Genomic DNA, 19377 nt, shown 5'->3' with positions numbered 1-19377 from the left:
ACACGTTAGCGCGCAAAGCAGGCCTCACAACAGGCTATTGACGCGGGTTCGGCCCCGGCGTGATCCTTGACCTAAGTGCTGCGGCACTCCGCAGCGTTTAGCTTCCAGTAGAACGCCGCCGCCCCATGTCCAAACACCACGTCAAACAAAAAGCAACGAAAGCCGCCAACCCCGGGCAGCCAACCGAAGGCCCCCTGACCCACGAAGAACTTCAGCTGTCCGGGCGGAACCACTCCATGCCCCTTGAGGCCCTGCACGACGACATCACGCCGGCCGGGCTGCACTACCTGCTGATTCACTTCGATATACCCCACGTTTCCGCCGATACATGGCGGTTGCGGCTCAGCGGCGCGGTTGATCGGAGCCTCGAGCTGAGCCTTGACGACATCAAAGCCCGGCCCGCCGTCACCATGCCCGTCACCCTTGAATGCGCAGGAAACGGGCGGTCGCTTCTGCAGCCGCGTCCCGTCAGCCAACCCTGGGTTCTCGGTGCGGTGGGCACGGCAGAGTGGACCGGAACCCCGTTGGCACCCTTGCTGGAGGAAGCAGGCCTGGCGAGTGACGCCGTCGAACTTGTCTTTACCGGTGCCGACAACGGCATTCAGGGCGGCGTCGAAGAGCCATACGCGCGCAGCCTTTCGGTGGCGGAAGCCATGCATCCCGAAGTCATGCTGGTCTATGCCATGAACGGCAACCCGCTGCCCAAACAGCACGGCTTCCCCTTACGGCTCCTAGTGCCAGGTTGGTATGGCATGGCCAGCGTGAAGTGGTTGACGTCCATCGAAGCTGTCACGTCGCGGTTCATGGGATTCCAGCAGGCCGTCGCGTACCACTACCTCCAAGGTCCAGACGGGCCCGGCATACCCGTGTCCCATATTCGCGTCCGCTCCCTGATGATTCCGCCCGGCATTCCGGACTTCTACACCCGGCGACGAGTGGTGAATGCAGGTCCCGTGATGCTGCACGGGCGCGCGTGGTCAGGGCACGGCGACGTTGAACGTGTTGAAGTGGGGATCGACGGCGAGTGGATGCCCGCGCATGTGGATCCGCCGCTGGGTGATTTCGCGTGGCGGCGGTGGTCCATGGTGTGGGTGGCGAGCCCCGGTGAGCATGTGTTGCGGTGCCGGGCGATGGATACGTCCGGCGCCCTGCAGCCCACTGAACAGGTGTGGAACTACCAGGGCATCGGGAACAACATGGCGCAGGTGGTTGAGGTGACGGTGCGGTAGTTTGGTGGTCAGACGCGCCGCTCAGAACCTCCCGATTATCCGATAGCCGAGCTGCCTTGTCCGCATGCTGTACCGCAGGGCAAGAAGAAGCGACGCCACGGCTGCGGAGGCAACGGCGACCATCGCCGATTCCCACACCAGGATCCCGATGATGGCAATCGGGATGGTTACCAGATACGTAACCACGGTTGATGGTAGGGAGAGCCACGATGCCCGCTGTTCCACCGTCAAGATCTCCCCGCACAAATTCTCCACGACATAGGCGGGCACTGCGAGGAGATAGCCAGCAGTCAGCATCCACACCAATCCGACGTCAACCTCATCGCCGCCAAAGACCCTGGCAAAGACGGGAACGGCCGCTGCCACACCGGCCGCCGCGATGAAACTGGGCCAGACAACATACTTACCCGAACGTTGCACCACAGCGTGGGCGTCCGGCTGGCTTCGGCCCCGGGAGTACCCAACAAAAACGCCAACAGCGCTGAGGGTCGCTTGCGGAACCCGGCAGTAGAGGGTCCAGATCCTCGTGGCCACCGCTGCCGCAGCGACGGTGGCCACATCCAAACGGCTGATGAGCATGAAGGGCACCACGGCAGCGGCGTAGTTGTTCATTTGCCGCAACCCGACTCCAAGGCTTGTTACAAACATCTCGCGGGTCAGCAGGATGATCCGGGGTTGATCAGTCGCGGCAGCCTTTTCACCTCGGCCTCGGGAGAAATGCCGTGCGAGGACAATAACGCCGCAGGCAGCAGTGAGAACCTGGGCGATCACCGTAGCGATGGCTACAGCAATCACCGGGTTGGCTGCCATCACCTTCAGCGGGCCGTAAACCAAGGCTGCATTGAACGCCGCATTCAACACGAACACGGTGACAATGAGGGCAATGGAAGCGCGTTGTCTCCCCACGATGCGGAGGGTGACCGAGACGGCGGCCAGAGCCAACGTGAAGGGAATGCCCATCATGCGTACGGTCAAGTAATCGGTGGCTATGGCAGCCACAGCAGGCTCGGAGCCTACAACGGCAAAGATCAGGGGAACAACCCGGGTGACCACCATCCCGGCTGCAGTCCAGACGGCAGCAACGATCAACAGCGCGGCAAATAATTTGGGCAATAACCTGCTGGCATCATTCCGCCCTTCGGCGCGAGCCAATTTCACAGCAAAAACATCGATGATTCCCGCGAAGAAGGCCATGAAGAGCGCCGTCACGAGATCGCCCAAACCTATGCCGGCCACCATGAGGGCACCGAAAGGGGCCACGAAGGCCAGGTCAATAGCTCCATTTCCGGCGCTCAGGAGATCGACTGCAAACATGGTCCCGGCCAGGGAGGCAAACGTCCGAGGAGATAGGACCGTGTGGGTAGCAGCGCTCGACGCCGCCGGGTCCTCCGTTGAACTGATTCGTTGTGACATCACGCTATTCCCGCGCGAGCAGGTCCTTTGCAGATTGAACTCGGGCACTGGGTCTCATCAGTACGAATCACAAGCTAACACACATTATTCGCCCATTGACGATTCCCGGGGGGTTCCTAAATTTACTTTGATCGGAGTTCTTAGTGCATTGGAAATTGCGCCAGAATGACGCTTCGTGGGATTACGGCAGGAATACAGGTAATGCAGAATTGCTGCAAGTCACATTCATTGGGTCCGTTCCACACCGGCTCGCTCGGGCCCCTTTGACGCCTCGACACTGGGTCTGCCGTGCACACACCCCGGTTATCGGCGACAATTCAATGATGAGCATCCCGTCCTCGTCCCCGGCCAACGTCCGAGTCGATGCTTGGCTGTGGGCGATCCGCGCCTACAAGACCCGTTCCGCTGCCACGGCTGCCTGCCGCGCAGGGCACATCCGCGTCAACGGGAACCCGGTCAAGGCATCGCAGAGCGTGATCATTGGAGACACCATCCGCGTCCGGGAGTCGGGCTGGGAACGCATCCTTGAGGTACGGCGACTTATCGCCAAACGCGTCGGCGCCGAAGCCGCTTCCCACTGCTTCACCGACCACACTCCCCCGCGTCCCGTAGCCCCCAAGCTCGGCCTCCCCCAGCGCGACCGCGGCGCCGGCCGTCCCACCAAGAAGGACCGACGGGACATGGAGAAACTGCGAGGCTAGGCGGGCCCTCAGGGACGTTATCCACAGGCCGCGTTTTCTGACATGAATGGATGCCCGTCCCCGGCCTAGACTGACCGGCACACCGCTAAACAGCTGCTGGGGAGCCTGTCATGTCACGCCTTTCGTTTGCCACTTTTCCTTTTACTCACGTCCGAACGTGGGTCGCGGGACTCGCCACTGTTGTGCTTTTGAGCGGTTGCCAGGGCGGCGCCGCACCAGGTGCCTCACCCTCAGAGAGCATCTCGACGACGGCGTCGCCCAGCTTGAGCGTTTCGGCTCCGGCGGCTTCGGCTAGTGCAGCTTCGCCTGCCGTGTACAAACCTGCCGACGCCACGGGAAAGGCGCAGAACGTGCCCGTTCCCGTGATGCCAGAGCTGGCGAAGGAGAACTCGAAGGCCGGGCTGGAGGCGTTCATCAGGTACTGGTACGCCATCAAGAACCACGCCAATCAAACAGGCGAAACCGGGGTTCTCGGCACGCTGAGCACTCCGGGATGTCAGGTGTGTCGCCATATGCAAGAGGCAGCAACTGACAGCTACCGAGATGGGCGTTGGACGGTTGGTGGAAAGCTACATTTAGCCACCGTCGAGATGGATTGGCGGCCCGACGACACTCCCCATTTGGCACGGGCCCAAGTGATACAGGACGCGATTAGCTACTACAACGCAGACGGAACCGAGGGGCGCCCTGCGGATGCGGCGACAAACGACGCGTTTGTAATCCTTGCTGAGTTCCATACCGCATGGAAGGTCGTGGACACGGGTGTCATTCGTTAATCGAACGCGCACCTTCATGGTGGCCTTTGGATTGGCAGCCTCTCTTGTGGCGGCCATGACCCAAGCGGGAATGGCCGCAAACCACAACGAATGGACCAGTCTGAACGATTCGAATGGCAGCGTTGACCTGGGAGCTAACTGGTCTTTCGACCCCGGAACCGGGAAGACGGCGCCTACATTAGGCGGCACTTCCGTCCCTGAAGACCCGTATCAATACAAGGCGGACTTCCGCTGCCGCGTTGGCGGTCCCGGCTCCCGCGAAATGGGCTGCCTAACTCTTGAATGCCCGCCTACTACACCCGACGGCGAGAAGGGCTCGCCTGTAATTTGGTTGAAAGCACCGAAGGGCATCACCAATCCGACGTTCACAGATTGGCAGCCCGTCGACGGTAAACCAGCATGTTTGTATGACGCCGAGCCGGAAAATGTCATGGAAGATATCGCCGCCCGGATCCTCAACGACTTCCGCCAACTCCCCATCAACCCCGGAACCCTCGAAGCCCAACCCTTCCCCCACACCCTCAAAGGCGGGCCCACCAACTTCTACACCACCACCAACGAACAAACCTTCGACCTCACCATCCTCGGCCAAACAGTCCACCTCACCGCCACACCCACCACCTACAGCTACACCTTCGGCGACGGCACCACCCTCGGACCCACACCAGCCGCCGGCTACTCCATCCCCGAAACCGAATGGCTCAGCACCGAAACCCGCACCAGCCACATCTATGCAGAAACCGGCAACTACCAAGCAGCAGTCACCACCAGCTTCACCGGCACCTACTCCGTCAACAACGGCCCACCCCTACCCATCAACGGCACCCTGGACATCACCACACCCGCCAAAACCATCCACGTCTGGAAAACAGAAAAAGCACTCGTCGCCGACACCTGCCAGGAAAACCCCAACTCCTGGGGCTGCCCCGGGGCAGCGTCCAGGTAAACAGACGACGCCGCGTACCGCCACCACCCACTTTGATCGCCTAATCCTGGCGACACACCACTGGGTCGGCGCGTCGAGACCACCCACGATTCAAAGTGGGTGGTTGCGGCCCATGACGTCAGGGATCCTTCGCCTTAAGTGAAGAAAAGCATCAGTTCCGAAGAACCGATGCTTTTCGTCTGCCGAACCTTAGGAGAACCAGGTACCTGGAGGGCCCATAAACAATAGGAAGCTAAAGACGGCCCCCACGGCGACGAGAGTAACAACTACGGCGAGAATCGGGTTCCGGAGAACCCAGGCCTGGGCTTTCTCAAATCCGCCTCGGGGTGCCTCGCCGCCAGCGGCCAAGCGCCAGCCGCCGTCGAGAAGGCCGCGACGATCCAGCGACTTCTCCGTTGGGATGGTGGCGTAGGGGATAACGGCTGAACCGATCGCGAGCAGACCCGTTCGGGTAGACCACTTTTGGTTGATCCACGTAAATGCCGCCGTCGCAGCGTAGCAAAGGAAAACGAAACCGTGGATGCCTCCGGCAATGCTCACCCCAACCTCAGTGGTGCGCGTGACGTACTTAAGGAACAGCCCGATCAACAGCAACGTCCATGTCACGGCCTCGGCAAAAGCAACGGTACGGAACAAGGTGCGGGGCTGCATTGAAGTCCTCAGGTCGGAAACGGGAGACACGCCCTATTTTACCGGCTGTAGAACTGCCCCCACGTCACGGCATGGGCCTCGCAGCGTTACGGCAAAGGCAGCGCCTTCCGATTCCGGATCTGCGAGTCGCCCAACTCAATAGCCACGGGAGCTATCTCCACCTCCGGCTCGTGGCGTGAGCGGGCTTTGCCAACAGCGATGTGGGGCAACCACCGCGGCGACTTGTAACCAAGGGCGGGCGAGCTGAGGATGAAGTCGTCGATGTTGTCCAGGCCCAGGTCGTCGAAAAGTACGTGTAGCCCTTGCACCAAAAGTGCCTGATAGTCGTGCACTTCTTGAGGCACTTCGACTTCGAGCCCCATCAGACGGCCCCCGCCCAAAGGGATCAGTTTGTCCGACTTCCCCAGAAAGCCCTGCAATACCGGCAACTCCGTCAACCAACTGGCGATCTCCGGAAGCGTCTTCTCTGGAGCTGACAACCCTTTGGTCCAGGCAGCAATGTCGCGGCCCAGTTCATCCAGGATGCCAACATGGAGCAACGTCATGTGCAGGCCCTGCGGTTTGCGGAGGGCCTCAACGAACCGGTTCAGCCCGTCATAGTCCGACGCTCCTGCGCCCACCCGAAGGACAGGCACCTCAACTGTGATGCGAGGTCCATCCGGTTTGCCTGCAGCGGGATGATGACTGCCCGTCATGGTTGCCATTATGCGCCGTAAGGCCTGCGAGCGGGAGGCCGACGGCGGAACCCGGCCGCCGCCGTCGTGGTGCTGTTGGCGGGTGGCAGGGTTTCACTTCTTGGGGCGAGCCTGAACCAGGTTGGCGAACGGCAGGCGCCCATGAGCGGCCACGAAGCCTGCGTGGAAGGCGGCCTCGGCTGCATTGACCTCGGAAGCCGGGAGTTCCTTCCACGCGATGATCAGGTCCAAGGCGTCGCGGAGTTGCCAGATGAGCCGTGCGTCCCAAACGACGGTTGGCCGTCCACGGCCGTAGTCCAGAAACTCTTGGATCTGCTTGCGGAGCCCGCGATTACCTTGGCTCCCGGCGCTGGCTTTGCCGATGTAGAGCACAGAAGCGTCGGGCACCCATTCGGCTTCCAGTTCGTCACGCTTGAGATTGGGGTCTTTCTTCTTGAACGTGCCTGCAGTGCTCTTACCGAGGAATAAGGGCTCGAAGTCCGCGGGGCGGAGGATCACGAAAATGCCCGGGCCCTGCGGAATCCTCATAAGATCGAGTTCGTCGATCGGCCGGAAGCCGGTGAACCCGTTCTCGGTGAGGGACTTTTTGGTGAAGATCATGGTTCATTGTGCGGGACCGCGCAGCGTCCGGCCCAAAGAGCGGGCAAGAGCGCGCACGGAGCAGCCCGTGACACCCAAAGCGTGAAGCGACTCTTTCAGCGTTGACACGCCCTTGTGACCCGTGCCATATTCAGAGCGTGAACCTGTCAGACAGCCGGACAGCCGGACAGCAAGGACCTCAGGGTGGGCATACGCCCATCTCACGCATCTCCGCAGCCGAGGCGGTCTTTGCGGCACTCCGCCGCGCCATTGAGGGCGGTCAGTTCGATATCGGCACCAAGCTGAGTTCCGAGGCAACGTTGGCAGGCCAGTACGGCGTGAGCCGCTCAGTCATCAGGGAAGCTTTGAGGTCCTGCAATACCTTGGGCCTCACGGTGACCAAGACCGGCAAGGGCACGTTCATTGTGGCCAACAAGGTTGCTAACGACCTTACCTTGGGTCAGTACAGTGCGCGGGATCTTAACGAAGCACGTCCTCACATCGAGATCCCGGCAGCGGGACTGGCGGCTCAAAGAAGGACCGAGGAAGAACTGGAACACCTCAAGGAAATCGTCCAGGAGATGCTCACCGAGAACGATCCCGAAGCGTGGGTGAACCTGGACGCCAGCTTCCATTCAGCCGTTGCCCGCGCCAGCGGGAACCGTGTGTTTGCCAGCGTCGTCTCGGACATTCGTGAAGCCCTGGCGCACCAGTCCGAAACCTTGAACCTCGTCGCAGACCGGCAACACCGCTCGGACGAGGAACACGTCGCAGTACTCAACGCAATCGAAGCCGGCGACTCCGAAGCCGCGAGCAACGCGATGGCCGCTCACCTGCAGGCCGTCAGCGTGGCACTGGACACGATCCTCAGCAAATGACACATCCGAAGGACACTATGCCCGCCCCTGCAGCACCGGCCCACCAGGCCGCGGCACTGAACATAAAGCCGCCCCACCACGTCCCGCTCGTAGAGGTAACACGTGACGGCTTGGTGGAGAGCATCCACTACGGCTCGTTGATCGCCCTCACAGCGGGCGGCAGCACCGCCGTCGAGGCTGGCGAGCCGGCCGCCCCCATGTACCCGCGTTCCAGCCTGAAGCCATTACAGGCTGTTGCCTTGCTCAAGGCCGGGTTGGACATCCCCCAGAACCTCTTGGCCCTTACGGCGGCCAGCCACTCCGGCGCGCAGATGCACCGCGACGGCGCCGTTGAGATCCTGAAGCTGCACGGCCTCACCGAGGCGGCCTTGGGTAACAGCAAGGACCTCCCCTTCGGTGTCCCTGAACGTGAAGAGTGGCTCCGCGCCGGCAACGGCCCCACCCAGCTCGCGCAGAACTGCTCCGGCAAGCACGCCTCCATGACCGCCGTCTGCGTCATCAACGGCTGGCCTGTGGAGGGCTACTTGCACCCCGGGCACCCCTTGCAGGTCCTGGTCCGCGACACCATCACAGAGCTCACTGGCGAAGAAGCCGCTGCGGTCAGCACGGACGGCTGTGGCACCCCGCTCTTCGCGCATTCGCTGCACGGCATGGCGCGCGCTTACGGCCGCCTCGCCGCTGCCGATGAAAGCACAGACGAGGGCAAGGTTGCCCACGCCATGCGCCGATTCCCGGAAATGGTGGCTGGTGAGAGCCGTGACGTTACAGCCCTTATGCGGGCCGTTCCCGGCTTGCTCGCGAAGGACGGCTTTGAAGGCCTCCAGTTGGTTGGCCTGCCGGACGGCACCGGCGTCGCGGTGAAGATTTCCGACGGCGGCGATCGCGCCCGCATGCCCGTCACCGTCGAGGTTCTTCGCCGGTTGGGCGTCGACGGCGGCAGCCTGGACACGCTTCAAAGCCCCCCTGTGCTGGGCGGCGGCCTTCCGGTCGGCGAGCTCCGCGCAGCCCAAATTTTCAGCAACTAAACCAAGGACAGCTATGACCACCGTCGATCAGGCGATCCCCCTCCGTTCCGAACACGACCTTTTGGGCGACCGCAATGTCCCCGCGGATGCCTACTGGGGCGTGCACACCCTCCGCGCTATCGAGAACTTCCCCATCACCGGGCAACCCCTCTCCACCAACAAGCACCTGGTTAGGGGCCTGGCGGCCGTAAAGCAGGCAGCCGCACGCACCAACCATGAGCTTGGCCTGCTGGATGCCGAGAAGGCAGGCGCCATCGAGCAGGCATGCCAGGACATCCTGGACGGCATGCTGCACGAGCAGTTCATGGTGGACGTGATCCAGGGCGGCGCGGGAACCAGTTCCAACATGAACGCCAATGAGGTCATCGCCAACCGGGCCTTGGAGATCCTGGGCCACCCCAAGGGCGAGTACTCCAAGCTTCACCCCAATGACCACGTGAACCTGAGCCAGTCCACCAACGACGTTTACCCGACGGCCGTGAACCTCGCCACGATCTTCTCCGTCAAGGAACTCCTGGAGGCCCTCGAGGAACTCGAGTTGGCCTTCGCCGAGAAGGGCCGGGAGTTCCGGACTGTGGTGAAGATGGGTCGCACGCAGTTGCAGGACGCGGTTCCCATGACGCTTGGCCAGGAGTTCGGCGGGTACGCCGTGACCATCGGCGAGGACCGGGCGCGCCTGGACGAATCCCACATGCTGATCCACGAGATCAACCTCGGTGCCACGGCAATCGGCACGGGGTTGAATGCCCCGGCCGGTTACGCGGATGCCGCGTGCCGCCATCTGGCGGACATCACTGGCCTTCCCCTCATTACTGCTGCTGACCTCATTGAGGCCACGCAGGACGTGGGCGCGTTCGTCCACCTGTCCGGCGTGCTGAAGCGCGTGGCAGTGAAACTCTCCAAGATTTGTAACGACCTCCGCTTGCTGTCTTCCGGACCGCGTGCGGGTTTGGGCGAGATCAACCTTCCGGCCGTGCAGTCCGGTTCGTCGATCATGCCCGGCAAGATCAATCCGGTGATCCCGGAAGTGGTCAGCCAGGTGGCGTATGAGGTCATCGGCAACGATGTCACAGTCACCATGGCCGCGGAGGCCGGCCAGCTTCAGCTGAACGCCTTCGAACCGATCATTGTGCACAGCCTGCACAAGAGCATCTCCCACCTGGAAGCAGCGTGCCGCACCCTTACGGCGCGCTGCGTCCGGGGCATCACTGCAAACACCGAACGGCTACGGCTTACCGTGGAGCAGTCGATCGGTCTCGTCACGGCATTGAACCCCCATATCGGCTACGCCTCCGCCACCGCTATCGCCCAGGAAGCGTTGGCAACGGGCAAGGGCGTTGCAGAACTCGTGTTGGAGCACGGTCTCCTGACCGCTGCCCAGCTGGAGGAACTGCTGAGCCCCGAGCGTCTGGCAAATCTCAGCAAATAGGCCGAAACTGGCCTGTAAGCGCTCCGACCAGCCGTCCCGCCCCATGAGGCATACCCCCACGAGGCTTTGTTCTGCGTGCCCGCATCCCTCTCCGGGCGCGCCCAGGACACCCCCAACAGGACACCCCTAAGGATTCCAATGACCAACCCCATCACGGACCACACGGTCCCGGCCCAAGCGCACGCCAGCGAGAAAGCCCTCCACCAGGAGGACTCCGGCTACCACAAGGACCTCAAGCCCCGCCAGATCCAGATGATCGCGATCGGCGGCGCGATCGGCACCGGGCTGTTCCTGGGTGCCGGCGGCCGACTCAACGCAGCTGGCCCTTCCCTTGTCATCGCGTACGCAATCTGTGGTTTCTTCGCTTTCCTGATCCTCCGCGCACTCGGTGAACTGGTTCTGCACCGCCCGTCGTCGGGTTCCTTCGTTTCCTACGCCCGTGAGTTCTACGGCGAGAAGGCCGCCTTCGTTTCAGGGTGGTTCTACTGGATCAACTGGGCCACCACCACCATCGTGGACATCACCGCCGCGGCGCTGTACATGAACTTCTTCGGAAAATACGTCGCCTGGATTGGCGCTGTTCCGCAATGGGCCTGGGCGCTGATTGCCTTGGTGGTAGTCCTTTGCCTCAACCTGGTGTCCGTGAAGGTCTTCGGCGAAATGGAGTTCTGGTTCGCGCTGATCAAGGTGGCAGCACTGGTGGCCTTCCTCCTGGTGGGCACCTACTTCGTCATCTTCGGCACACCCGTGGAAGGCCAGGAAGTCGGCTTCAGCCTCATCGCAGACAACGGCGGCGTCTTCCCCAACGGCGTCCTTCCCATGATCATCCTCATGCAGGGCGTGCTGTTCGCCTACGCATCGATTGAGCTCATCGGCACTGCAGCCGGCGAAACTGCCAACCCGGAAAAGATCATGCCCAAGGCCATCAACTCCGTGGTCATCCGCATCGCCCTCTTCTACGTTGGTTCCGTCATCCTCCTGGCCCTGTTGCTCCCGTTCACCGCTTACGAGAAGGGTGTCAGCCCCTTCGTGACGTTCTTCGGCTCCATTGGTGTTGAGGGCGTGGACGTCATCATGAACCTCGTGGTGCTCACCGCAGCCCTGTCCTCACTGAACGCCGGGCTTTACTCCACGGGCCGCATCCTCCGCTCCATGTCCGTGGCCGGTTCGGCCCCGAAGTTCGCCCAGCGCATGAATAAGGCTGGCGTCCCGTACGGTGGCATCGCCATCACGGCCGGCGTTTCCCTGCTCGGCGTTCCTCTGAACTACCTGGTCCCGTCCGATGCTTTCGAGATCGTCCTCAACGTCGCATCCGTGGGCATCATCGTCACGTGGGCCACCATCGTCCTGTGCCAGATGCAGCTCAAACGATGGGCCGACAAGGGGTGGCTCAAGCGCCCGTCCTTCCGGATGTTTGGTGCCCCCTACACCGGCTGGTTGTCCTTGATCTTCCTGGCAGCTGTGCTGATCATGGTCTTCATCGAGTCCCCATTGACCATGCTGGTCACCGCGATTGCCTGCGGACTCATGGTCTGGGGCTGGTTCCTGTGCCGCAAGCAAATTCATGAGCTTGCTGCCACCCGTGACGGCTACACGGGCAGCGCCCCCGTCATCGCCAACCGCCCTCTTCCCGGCGGCGACAAGTAACAGGCAACTACCGCTAGTTCACGACGGCGGCACCCGGGTTCCGTACCAATCGGAACCCAGGTGCCGCCGTCGTACGTTAACGCACCCGACTGAGAAGGGGGCGGACACAGACATCCGATCATTCGTGGCTACTATTGGTCCATGGCTGTCACAGACGAGGCGATCAGCAAGATCAAAGACATGCTGATCCGCGGCGAACTCAAGGCCGGCGACCGACTCCCGCCGGAAAAAGAACTGAGCGAACGGCTCGGCCTTTCAAGGAGTTCATTGCGTGAGGCTGTGAAGGCCCTGGAGCTGATCCGTGTGCTGGATGTTCGCCGCGGCGATGGCACCTACGTGACAAGCCTCGACGCGAAGCTGCTCAACGAGGCCGTAGGGTTCGTCGTTGACCTGCACCAGGACCGGTCCATCCTGGAACTCTTTGAGGTCCGACGAATCCTGGAGCCCGCAACCGCACACCTGGCGGCCGCTAAAATCACGCCGGCCGAGCTGCAAGCCCTGCGAAGCACCATGGACGGCATCGACGAGAACACGGACGTTGAGGAACTCGTCGCGCATGACCTGCAATTTCACAGCATCATTACCGAGGCCGCGGGAAACGACTACCTCGGGAGCCTCTTGGAAGCACTGTCCAGCAGCACCGTGCGGGCCCGGATCTGGCGTGGACTGACGCAGGAAAAAGCTGTGGCGCACACCTTGGCGGAGCACCACGCAATTGCTGACGCCTTGGAACGCGGCGACGCTGAACTGGTGCGAGCCCTGGTCACCGTGCATATCAGCGGCGTAGAGAACTGGTTGCGGCAGGCGCTCTAATTGTCCGGCAAAGGGGTGACCGCCAAGCCGTAGGTCCGCACGGCCGTCTCCTCCAGCACAAGGTCCTGCTCCGAGGGACTCAAGGAAGACACCAGTTCCAGCAAGACATCCAGCGTCCGGCCGTACGGTGCACCCACAGTACTCACGGGCCAGTCACCGCCGATCATCAAACGCGCCGGCCCGAATGCCTCCAACGCTGTTTCAAAAAGCGGCCGCAGCGCAGCCGCGGTGTAGTCGACTCCGGGCAAATGTAAGCCGGAAAGTTTGGCCACTGTGTTCGGCTCCCGTCCCAGCGCCAGGAAGTCTGCGCGCCATAGGTCCATGAGCGAAGGATCAGCCAGCGGCGGCTTACCCAAATGATCCAGCACAACGGTCAGTTCCGGCATCTCGCGGGCGAGCCGAACTGCAGAACCAAGATGCCTGGGGAACGCATCCGGGATGTCCAGGGTGAGCCCGCGCTGAGCCACCAACGCCAGGGAATCCCGAACAGTGGGTAGATCCAGAAAGTCGCTTCGCGGATCATCGTGGAGCAGGTGCCGCACTCCCTTGAAGACCGGGTGAGCAGAGAACCGGTGCAACTGCCCTGCAGCTTCGGCGGGCGCATCCAACCTGATCCAGCCAACCACTCCGAACACCCAGGGATTCCGTGCTGCGACGTCCAACATGCTCTCGGTGTCGGCAATCGTGTCGTCGGCCTGCACCAGCACTGCTCCCCTGACGCCTGCAGCATCCAACGCCTCGCGCGCCTCATCTTCGTCGAAACTGCGGAAGAGATCACCATGCTGCGGACCAAGCCACGAATAGTGCCGCAGACCGCCGGTGACGAAAGTGTCCAGGGTCCACACATGGAGGTGCGAATCAATCACCGCCCAACACCCTCCAAAGCCTCCCACAGCCCTTCCGGCACGGGCACCTCCATACGGGCCGAGTTCGCGGCCACCTGCTCAGGAGAAGTCGCTCCTGCTGTCACGTTCACCACTGCCGGATGCCGCAACGGGAACTGAAGTGCCGCCGTCGGGAGTTCCACGCCGAAATCGCGGCAGACGGCCGCGAGCGCACGCGCCCGTTCCAGCACATCCGGTGGTGCCTGACTGTAGTTGTAGTGGGCGTCCTCGGGGACTTCGGGCCGGGCCAGGAGGCCCGAGTTGTAGGCACCAACGCTGACGACGCCGGTGCTGCGCTCGGCACAGCGTTCAAGTAGCGGGACGCCGGGCTGCTCAAGCAGGGTGTACCTACCGGCGAGCATCACAAGGTCCAGGTCCGCGGCTTCGACGCACTCCAACGCCGCTTCGGCAGAGTTGATGCCCACTCCGATCGCCCGAACTACACCCTCGGAGCGGAGTTTCTCCAGGGCCGGGAGCGCGTGGGTGATTCCGGCCTGGAGATCGTGGACGTCGGGATCGTGCAGGTATGCGATGTCCACGTGGTCCAGGCCGAGCCGCTCTAAGGAGTCTTCGATGCTGCGGCGGACGCCCTTTTCGGAGAAGTCCCACACACGCTGGGTGGTGGCGGGGACGTCGAAGCCTTCGGGGTCCTGGCCCCCACGTGTGTTGGGTTCCAGGAGCCGGCCTACCTTGGTGGAGATGACAAATTCGTTGCGGGGCATGTCCCTGAGAACAGCACCCAGTCTCTGCTCGGAAAGGCCCAGTCCGTAGTGGGGTGCGGTGTCGAAGTATCGGATGCCGGCGTCCCAGGCTGCCAGGACGGTTGCGAGCGCCTCTCCGTCGGGGATGGCCCGGTAGAGGTTACCGATGCCCGCCCCGCCGAAGCCAAGCTTGCCGAGCTTGCCGTGGTCCTGTGAGTTCATGGCAGTTCCCATACTTTCTGGATACCCGCATCCTCCCCTGAGTAATCGTCCTGGACCTCCAAAAGTTCAGCCATTCGCGCTTGCCACGGCACGTTGGCCGGATGGTGGGCGAGGGCATGCCGCATCGCTTGGTAGTCGTCCACGTCCACCACATGGAAGAGGTCGAGCCCGCTGCGCCAGATACGCCAGTTCCGCACACCGGCTTCCTTGAGCGCTGTCACCAGCTCAGGGGGAATGTGCGAGTGGGCGTCAGCGTACGCCTCTTCCAACCCTGGTTTGAGCCGTGTGTGGAGGGCTATGCTCTCAACCATTCACGGCCTCCGGCTCCGCAGCCGACGGTTTCAGGAAGAGTTCCACCACAGGTACGGCGACGTCCGGCCGCTGCACTGGCAGCTTGATGGTCAATGTCCCTGGCGGTTGGCCTCCCTGGGTCATGTTCATGGCCTGCTGTCCGGGGTTTACTTCTTTGAGGAACACCTCGGACGCGTCGTTCAGCAACTGCGCGTACTCGACCTTCCCGGCAAGGTCCGGGAGGTGGACGTACTCGAACGGCCAAGCGAACAGGTGGACGTAAAGCCTGTCACCGCGCTGCGTGTATCGCGTATCTGCCGGGGCCGTGAACTGCGAGGCCCCCGCCCCGTAGATGGCGCGCGAGTGCAGCTTCATCCAGCCGCCAATGCCTTCCAAGGATGCCAGGGCCCGAGGATCGAGGTTTCCCCTTCCGGTAGGGCCGACGTTGAGCAGCAAGTTGCCGCCCTTGGAAACACCGTCTACCAGCATGCGGATGAGCAGGTCCACGGATTTGTAGTTCAGGTTGTCCCTGTCGTAGCCCCAGCTTCCGTTCAGTGTCTGGCATGCCTCCCAGGTGACCGGTTCGCCGTCGAGCATCATGGGGCCGGCGGGCTGGTACTGTTCCGGCGTGACGAAGTCTCCCGGGATTTCCAGCCGGTCGTTGACAATAATGCCGGGTTGCAGCTCCCGCACCATGGCGAGCAACGCCTCAGAATCCCAATCCTTTCGCCCCTTGCCGCCCCAGAATTCCTCTTCATGTCCACCTGTGTAGGAGAAGTCGAAGAACAGGTAATCGATGGTTCCGTAGTTGCTCAGGAGTTCACGCACCTGACCGTGCAGGTACTCGCGGTAGCGGGCCATGTCGCGCCCGGCGTTCAAGCTTTCGACGTCGGCAGCGTTGCGTTGCGGGTGTACCCCGTCAACGGTGAAGTCGGGGTGGTGCCAGTCAACGAGCGAGTGGTAGAAGCCGACCTTCAGCCCCTCAGCCTTGAGTGCTTCCACATACGGTGTGATCAGGTCGCGGCCGGCCGGCGTGTTGGTGGCTTTGTAATCAGTCAAGGCTGAGTCCCACAGGCAGAAGCCGTCATGGTGCTTGGTGGTGAGGACCACGTACTTCATCCCCGCATTCCGGGCGGCGCGGGCCCATTCCCTGGGATCGTAGAGGTCCGGGTCGAAGCGTTGGAAATACTTTGAGTACTCCTCCACTGTGATTTCTTCCTGGTTCATCACCCACTCGTGCCGGGCAGGCAGGGCGTAGATGCCCCAGTGCACGAACATCCCAAAGCGTGCCTCTTCAAACCAAGGTGCGTGCTGAATCAACGGGATTCCTTCCAGATGGGGCCGTTCGGAAAACTGTAAGCGGCCAGTGTTTCACGGAGCATTTCGTTTCCGGCCCCGGGGTTCGACGGCGGCCAGTAGGCGCCGTCGTGGACCACCACGGGAGTGATGAAGTGTTCATGGAGGTGGTCCACGAACTCGATGGTCCTGTTCTCCCTGGTACCGGAGACAGCTACGAAGTCGAACATGGACAGGTGCTGCACGGCTTCGCAAAGGCCAACCCCGCCGGCGTGCGGACTTACCGGCACACCGAACTTGGCAGCAAGAAGTAGTATCGCGATGTTCTCGTTCACGCCCGCTACCCTGGCGGCGTCAATCTGCAGGACCTGAAGTGACCCTGCCTGAAGCATCTGTTTGAACACCACACGGTTCTGGACATGTTCACCGGTGGCAACGGGGATGGGCGCAACTCCACGGGAGATTGCAGCGTGGCCCAGGATGTCGTCCGGGCTGGTGGGCTCCTCAATCCAGGCGATGTCGTAGGGAGCGAGGTGGGCCATCCAGTCGATGGCTTCCTGCACGTCCCAACGCTGGTTGGCGTCCACGGCGATCTTGATGTCGGGGCCCACAGCAGCGCGCGCAGTCCTCACGCGGCGGATGTCGTCCTCCAAGGAGGCGCCCACCTTCAACTTGATCTGGGCGAATCCGTCAGCCACGGCTTCCTTGGCCAGCCGCGTCAGTTTCTCGTCGCTGTAACCCAGCCAACCCGGCGTCGTGGTGTACGCGGGGTAACCCTCAGCGCGAAGTGCCGCTTTGCGGGCTTCGCGTCCGGGTTCGGCGGCGCGAAGTATGCTCAGCGCCTCGTCCGGAGTGAGCGCGTCCGTGAGGTACCGGAAGTCCACGAGCGCTACGAGTTCTTCGGGCGTCATACCTGCGAGCAACTCCCACAGTGGCAGACCTGCACGTTTGGCTTTCAGGTCCCACAGAGCATTGACCACCGCACCGATAGCCATGTGCATAACGCCCTTCTCCGGCCCCAGCCACCTGAGTTGGGAATCATGGGCCAACAGTTTCCAGGTGGCGCCCATGTCAGCGAGCAGCTCTTCAACGGACCGGCCGAGGATGTGCCCGCGGAGGGCATCAAGCGCCGCCGTTTCAACCTCGTTCCCGCGCCCAATCGTGAACACAAACCCGTGGCCCTCGTGCCCATCCCCGGCATCCGTGCGGATGATGAGGTACGCCGCTGAATAGTCCGGGTCCGGATTCATGGCATCGGAACCATCAAGTTCCAAGGACGTTGGGAAGCGGACATCGAACGTATCCACTGCGGTGATGGTGCTCATACGGCTCCTGAGGTGCGTTGCTCTATCTTTACCCGACACTAAACATCGGATGTATACCTTGTCAATGGGTCACATTTCCGTATTATGGGTAACAACACCACACTAGAGTTCGGATGTTAGTCCCGAACGCACGGAGGAAGCCATGACCTTGAAATTCGCCAGGCTGGGTACGGCCGGAAACGAACAACCGGCCGTCATCGCCCAGGACGCCGCCGGTGTTGAAAAGTACTTCAGCCTTACGGCCCTGACCCAAGACATCGACGGCGGTTTCCTCGCCTCGGACGGCATCGAACGCACCCGCGAAGCCCTGAACAATGGGGAACTTCCCCAGATCTCAGCGGAGGGCCTGCGCATCGGTGCACCCATTGCCCGCCCGGGCGCCGTCGTCGCCATCGGCCTCAATTACACCGCGCATGCTGCCGAATCCGGTGCTACGCCGCCCGAGGTTCCCGTAGTTTTCCTCAAGCCCACCAACACCATCGCCGGGCCGTTCGACGCCGCCCCCATCCCGCCGTCGTCGGAAAAGTACGACTGGGAAGTGGAACTGGCAATCGTGATCGGCAAGGAAGCGTCATACCTTTCCTCCCTATCCGACGCCGAAGCATGCATCGCCGGCTACGCCGTGGCCAACGACCTCTCGGAGCGCGACTACCAAATCCCCGGCGCCGCAGGACAGTGGACCAAAGGCAAATCCCTTCCCGGCTCCACTCCCCTGGGCCCGTGGCTGGTTCCAGCCTCGGACATCGATGCCGGCAACCTCCGCCTGCAGACCCTGGTCAACGGTGAGGCCCGCCAGGATTCCAGCACCTCGGACATGATCTTCCACCCCGCAGCGATCGTGCACCACCTCAGCCAGTACATGGTCCTGGAGCCGGGCGACGTGATCATCACGGGCACGCCGGAGGGTGTGGCACTGTCCGGCCGTTTCCCCTTCATCCAGCCCGGCGACGCGGTGGAACTGGAAATTGAAGGACTCGGACGCCAGCGCCAGGAGTATTTCCGTGCGCAGGCCGGCGCGCAGTCCGGCGCGACCACCCACATCTACGCCTAAGGCCATGGCAACCTCGGTGGGCAACGACTTCGAAGGCCTCACAGCACTCGTTACCGGCGGCGCCTCGGGCATCGGGGCAGCCATCGCGGACCGCCTGGCGGCAGGGGGCGCGCAGGTGGCGGTCCTGGACCTGGCCCCCGAAACCAGCCCGCACTTTGGAGTGCAGTGCAACGTCGCCGACGACGGCTCGGTGCGTGCCGCCGTCGAGCGCGTTGTACAGCAGTTCGGCCGCCTGGACATCGTGATCAACAACGCCGGCATCGGCGCGCAAGGTGACATTGCCGCGAATGACGACGACGAGTGGTTGCGTGTCCTAAACGTCAACGTGGTGGGAATCGCGCGCGTCAGCAGGGCAGCCCTGCCGTATCTGCGCGAATCCCCGGCGGCGGCGATCGTGAACACCTGTTCCATCGCAGCGACGGCCGGACTCCCGCAGCGAGCCCTGTACTCGGCGTCGAAGGGCGCCGTCTTGTCGCTGACGCTCGCCATGGCCGCGGATCACGTCCGGGAGGGCATCCGCGTGAACTGTGTGAACCCCGGCACCGTAGACACCCCGTGGGTTGGCCGGTTGCTCGATTCAGCCGCTGACCCCGCCGGCGAGCGCGCCGCCCTCAACGCCCGCCAACCGCACGGCCGGATGGTGGACCCTGCTGAGGTGGCCGGTGCCGTCGCTTACCTGGCGAGCCCGCTGTCCGGTTCGACGTCGGGGACCTCACTGGCGGTCGACGGCGGCATGCAGGGCCTGCGGCTGCGGCCGGTTCAGTCATCTTAGGTGGGTGGTACGACGCCGGAGCGAACGCGCGCGCCGACAGGCCGCCGTCGCGC

At 62.6% G+C, this 19377-nt stretch carries 21 protein-coding genes; 11 read left to right on the top strand and 10 right to left on the bottom strand.

The window, feature by feature from the left end; all coding sequences use genetic code 11:
• Positions 1 to 125 precede the first annotated feature (125 nt).
• On the top strand, positions 126 to 1229 hold the full coding sequence (locus EU811_RS06410) for a sulfite oxidase (protein WP_142937656.1): 1104 nt from the start codon (positions 126 to 128) through the stop codon (positions 1227 to 1229).
• Between the two features lie 21 nt (positions 1230 to 1250).
• Here EU811_RS06410 and EU811_RS06405 read toward each other — a convergent pair whose 3' ends face one another.
• Positions 1251 to 2642 (bottom strand): MATE family efflux transporter, encoded by a 1392-nt coding sequence (locus EU811_RS06405; protein WP_142937655.1) that lies wholly within the window; start codon positions 2640 to 2642, stop codon positions 1251 to 1253.
• A gap of 320 nt (positions 2643 to 2962) precedes the next feature.
• On the opposite strand from EU811_RS06405, the gene EU811_RS06400 reads away from it, so the two are divergent.
• Complete coding sequence (locus tag EU811_RS06400) at positions 2963 to 3343, top strand: RNA-binding S4 domain-containing protein (RefSeq protein ID WP_024818458.1); 381 nt, start codon at positions 2963 to 2965, stop codon at positions 3341 to 3343.
• A gap of 145 nt (positions 3344 to 3488) precedes the next feature.
• On the opposite strand, the gene EU811_RS23495 is transcribed toward EU811_RS06400, so the two are convergent.
• A complete protein-coding gene (locus tag EU811_RS23495) occupies positions 3489 to 3791 on the bottom strand; it encodes a hypothetical protein (RefSeq protein ID WP_160147625.1) in 303 nt (100 codons plus the stop codon).
• On the opposite strand from EU811_RS23495, the gene EU811_RS24095 reads away from it, so the two are divergent.
• Both EU811_RS24095 and EU811_RS06390 read left to right on the top strand, forming a co-directional pair.
• Positions 3709 to 4119: a DUF6318 family protein gene (locus tag EU811_RS24095; RefSeq protein WP_142937677.1), complete on the top strand. Its 411-nt coding sequence runs from the start codon at positions 3709 to 3711 to the stop codon at positions 4117 to 4119. The two genes, EU811_RS23495 and EU811_RS24095, sit on opposite strands and share 83 nt — an antisense overlap.
• The gene (locus tag EU811_RS06390; RefSeq protein WP_238703324.1) at positions 4106 to 5065 is read left to right on the top strand and encodes a PKD domain-containing protein; all 960 of its coding nucleotides are present in this window, start codon (positions 4106 to 4108) and stop codon (positions 5063 to 5065) included. Before EU811_RS24095 ends, EU811_RS06390 begins: the two co-directional genes overlap by 14 nt.
• Before the next feature lie 189 nt (positions 5066 to 5254).
• Here the strand turns inward: EU811_RS06390 and EU811_RS06385 are convergent, their stop codons facing one another.
• The 3 genes from EU811_RS06385 to EU811_RS06375 form a co-directional block, all read right to left on the bottom strand.
• Positions 5255 to 5716 (bottom strand): DUF3817 domain-containing protein, encoded by a 462-nt coding sequence (locus EU811_RS06385; RefSeq protein WP_208096990.1) that lies wholly within the window; start codon positions 5714 to 5716, stop codon positions 5255 to 5257.
• 86 nt (positions 5717 to 5802) lie between these two features.
• On the bottom strand, positions 5803 to 6411 hold the full coding sequence (locus tag EU811_RS06380) for a hypothetical protein (RefSeq protein ID WP_238703323.1): 609 nt from the start codon (positions 6409 to 6411) through the stop codon (positions 5803 to 5805).
• 93 nt (positions 6412 to 6504) lie between these two features.
• The gene (locus EU811_RS06375) at positions 6505 to 7011 is read right to left on the bottom strand and encodes a hypothetical protein (RefSeq protein ID WP_142937652.1); all 507 of its coding nucleotides are present in this window, start codon (positions 7009 to 7011) and stop codon (positions 6505 to 6507) included.
• Between the two features lie 137 nt (positions 7012 to 7148).
• On the opposite strand from EU811_RS06375, the gene EU811_RS06370 reads away from it, so the two are divergent.
• The 5 genes from EU811_RS06370 to EU811_RS06350 all read left to right on the top strand — a co-directional run bounded on the left by EU811_RS06370 (position 7149) and on the right by EU811_RS06350 (position 12782).
• Positions 7149 to 7868: a FadR/GntR family transcriptional regulator gene (locus tag EU811_RS06370; RefSeq protein WP_142937651.1), complete on the top strand. Its 720-nt coding sequence runs from the start codon at positions 7149 to 7151 to the stop codon at positions 7866 to 7868.
• The gene (locus EU811_RS06365; RefSeq protein WP_446698040.1) at positions 7865 to 8893 is read left to right on the top strand and encodes an asparaginase; all 1029 of its coding nucleotides are present in this window, start codon (positions 7865 to 7867) and stop codon (positions 8891 to 8893) included. Before EU811_RS06370 ends, EU811_RS06365 begins: the two co-directional genes overlap by 4 nt.
• Positions 8894 to 8906: 13 nt before the next feature.
• On the top strand, positions 8907 to 10322 hold the full coding sequence (aspA, locus tag EU811_RS06360) for an aspartate ammonia-lyase (protein ID WP_142937650.1): 1416 nt from the start codon (positions 8907 to 8909) through the stop codon (positions 10320 to 10322).
• 138 nt (positions 10323 to 10460) lie between these two features.
• Positions 10461 to 11969, top strand: coding sequence for an amino acid permease (locus EU811_RS06355; protein ID WP_142937649.1), 1509 nt, complete (start codon positions 10461 to 10463; stop codon positions 11967 to 11969).
• Between the two features lie 141 nt (positions 11970 to 12110).
• Positions 12111 to 12782, top strand: a complete 672-nt coding sequence (locus EU811_RS06350) for a FadR/GntR family transcriptional regulator (protein ID WP_142937648.1) — start codon at positions 12111 to 12113, stop codon at positions 12780 to 12782.
• Here EU811_RS06350 and EU811_RS06345 read toward each other — a convergent pair.
• From EU811_RS06345 to EU811_RS06325, 5 genes are read right to left on the bottom strand one after another with little or no spacing between them, the layout of a single operon-like run.
• Positions 12779 to 13648, bottom strand: coding sequence for an amidohydrolase family protein (locus EU811_RS06345; RefSeq protein ID WP_142937647.1), 870 nt, complete (start codon positions 13646 to 13648; stop codon positions 12779 to 12781). The genes EU811_RS06350 and EU811_RS06345 overlap by 4 nt on opposite strands.
• The gene (locus EU811_RS06340) at positions 13645 to 14601 is read right to left on the bottom strand and encodes an aldo/keto reductase (protein ID WP_142937646.1); all 957 of its coding nucleotides are present in this window, start codon (positions 14599 to 14601) and stop codon (positions 13645 to 13647) included. Before EU811_RS06340 ends, EU811_RS06345 begins: the two co-directional genes overlap by 4 nt.
• Entirely contained in the window at positions 14586 to 14900 is a 315-nt protein-coding gene (locus EU811_RS06335; RefSeq protein ID WP_142937645.1) for an L-rhamnose mutarotase, read from the bottom strand. The genes EU811_RS06340 and EU811_RS06335 overlap by 16 nt, the downstream gene beginning before the upstream one ends.
• Positions 14893 to 16200: an alpha-L-fucosidase gene (locus EU811_RS06330; protein ID WP_142937644.1), complete on the bottom strand. Its 1308-nt coding sequence runs from the start codon at positions 16198 to 16200 to the stop codon at positions 14893 to 14895. The genes EU811_RS06335 and EU811_RS06330 overlap by 8 nt, the downstream gene beginning before the upstream one ends.
• Complete coding sequence (locus EU811_RS06325; RefSeq protein ID WP_142937643.1) at positions 16197 to 17501, bottom strand: L-fuconate dehydratase; 1305 nt, start codon at positions 17499 to 17501, stop codon at positions 16197 to 16199. Before EU811_RS06325 ends, EU811_RS06330 begins: the two co-directional genes overlap by 4 nt.
• A 142-nt stretch (positions 17502 to 17643) precedes the next feature.
• Between EU811_RS06325 and EU811_RS06320 the strand changes: the two genes are divergently transcribed.
• Together EU811_RS06320 and EU811_RS06315 are read left to right on the top strand one after the other, a co-directional pair.
• Positions 17644 to 18552 carry a fumarylacetoacetate hydrolase family protein gene (locus EU811_RS06320; RefSeq protein ID WP_142937642.1) on the top strand — a complete coding sequence of 303 codons (909 nt, stop codon included), beginning with the start codon at positions 17644 to 17646 and terminating at the stop codon, positions 18550 to 18552.
• Between the two features lie 4 nt (positions 18553 to 18556).
• The gene (locus EU811_RS06315) at positions 18557 to 19324 is read left to right on the top strand and encodes an SDR family NAD(P)-dependent oxidoreductase (RefSeq protein WP_142937641.1); all 768 of its coding nucleotides are present in this window, start codon (positions 18557 to 18559) and stop codon (positions 19322 to 19324) included.
• The last annotated feature ends 53 nt before the right edge of the window (positions 19325 to 19377 follow it).

The sequence above is a fragment of the Arthrobacter sp. TS-15 genome (genome assembly GCF_006964045.1).
Classification (GTDB): domain Bacteria; phylum Actinomycetota; class Actinomycetes; order Actinomycetales; family Micrococcaceae; genus Arthrobacter.
This window is presented reverse-complemented; position numbering and strand designations above follow the sequence as displayed.

Bases quoted from the DNA above. Each gene is read 5' to 3' on its own strand.
- EU811_RS06410 (WP_142937656.1), top strand. From the start codon at position 126: ATGTCCAAACACCACGTCAAACAAAAAGCAACGAAAGCCGCCAACCCC.
- EU811_RS06405 (WP_142937655.1), bottom strand. From the start codon at position 2,642: ATGTCACAACGAATCAGTTCAACGGAGGACCCGGCGGCGTCGAGCGCT.
- EU811_RS06400 (WP_024818458.1), top strand. From the start codon at position 2,963: ATGATGAGCATCCCGTCCTCGTCCCCGGCCAACGTCCGAGTCGATGCT.
- EU811_RS24095 (WP_142937677.1), top strand. From the start codon at position 3,709: ATGCCAGAGCTGGCGAAGGAGAACTCGAAGGCCGGGCTGGAGGCGTTC.
- EU811_RS06385 (WP_208096990.1), bottom strand. From the start codon at position 5,716: ATGCAGCCCCGCACCTTGTTCCGTACCGTTGCTTTTGCCGAGGCCGTG.
- EU811_RS06380 (WP_238703323.1), bottom strand. From the start codon at position 6,411: ATGACGGGCAGTCATCATCCCGCTGCAGGCAAACCGGATGGACCTCGC.
- EU811_RS06375 (WP_142937652.1), bottom strand. From the start codon at position 7,011: ATGATCTTCACCAAAAAGTCCCTCACCGAGAACGGGTTCACCGGCTTC.
- EU811_RS06365 (WP_446698040.1), top strand. From the start codon at position 7,865: ATGACACATCCGAAGGACACTATGCCCGCCCCTGCAGCACCGGCCCAC.
- aspA (WP_142937650.1), top strand. From the start codon at position 8,907: ATGACCACCGTCGATCAGGCGATCCCCCTCCGTTCCGAACACGACCTT.
- EU811_RS06355 (WP_142937649.1), top strand. From the start codon at position 10,461: ATGACCAACCCCATCACGGACCACACGGTCCCGGCCCAAGCGCACGCC.
- EU811_RS06350 (WP_142937648.1), top strand. From the start codon at position 12,111: ATGGCTGTCACAGACGAGGCGATCAGCAAGATCAAAGACATGCTGATC.
- EU811_RS06340 (WP_142937646.1), bottom strand. From the start codon at position 14,601: ATGGGAACTGCCATGAACTCACAGGACCACGGCAAGCTCGGCAAGCTT.
- EU811_RS06335 (WP_142937645.1), bottom strand. From the start codon at position 14,900: ATGGTTGAGAGCATAGCCCTCCACACACGGCTCAAACCAGGGTTGGAA.
- EU811_RS06325 (WP_142937643.1), bottom strand. From the start codon at position 17,501: ATGAGCACCATCACCGCAGTGGATACGTTCGATGTCCGCTTCCCAACG.
- EU811_RS06320 (WP_142937642.1), top strand. From the start codon at position 17,644: ATGACCTTGAAATTCGCCAGGCTGGGTACGGCCGGAAACGAACAACCG.
- EU811_RS06315 (WP_142937641.1), top strand. From the start codon at position 18,557: ATGGCAACCTCGGTGGGCAACGACTTCGAAGGCCTCACAGCACTCGTT.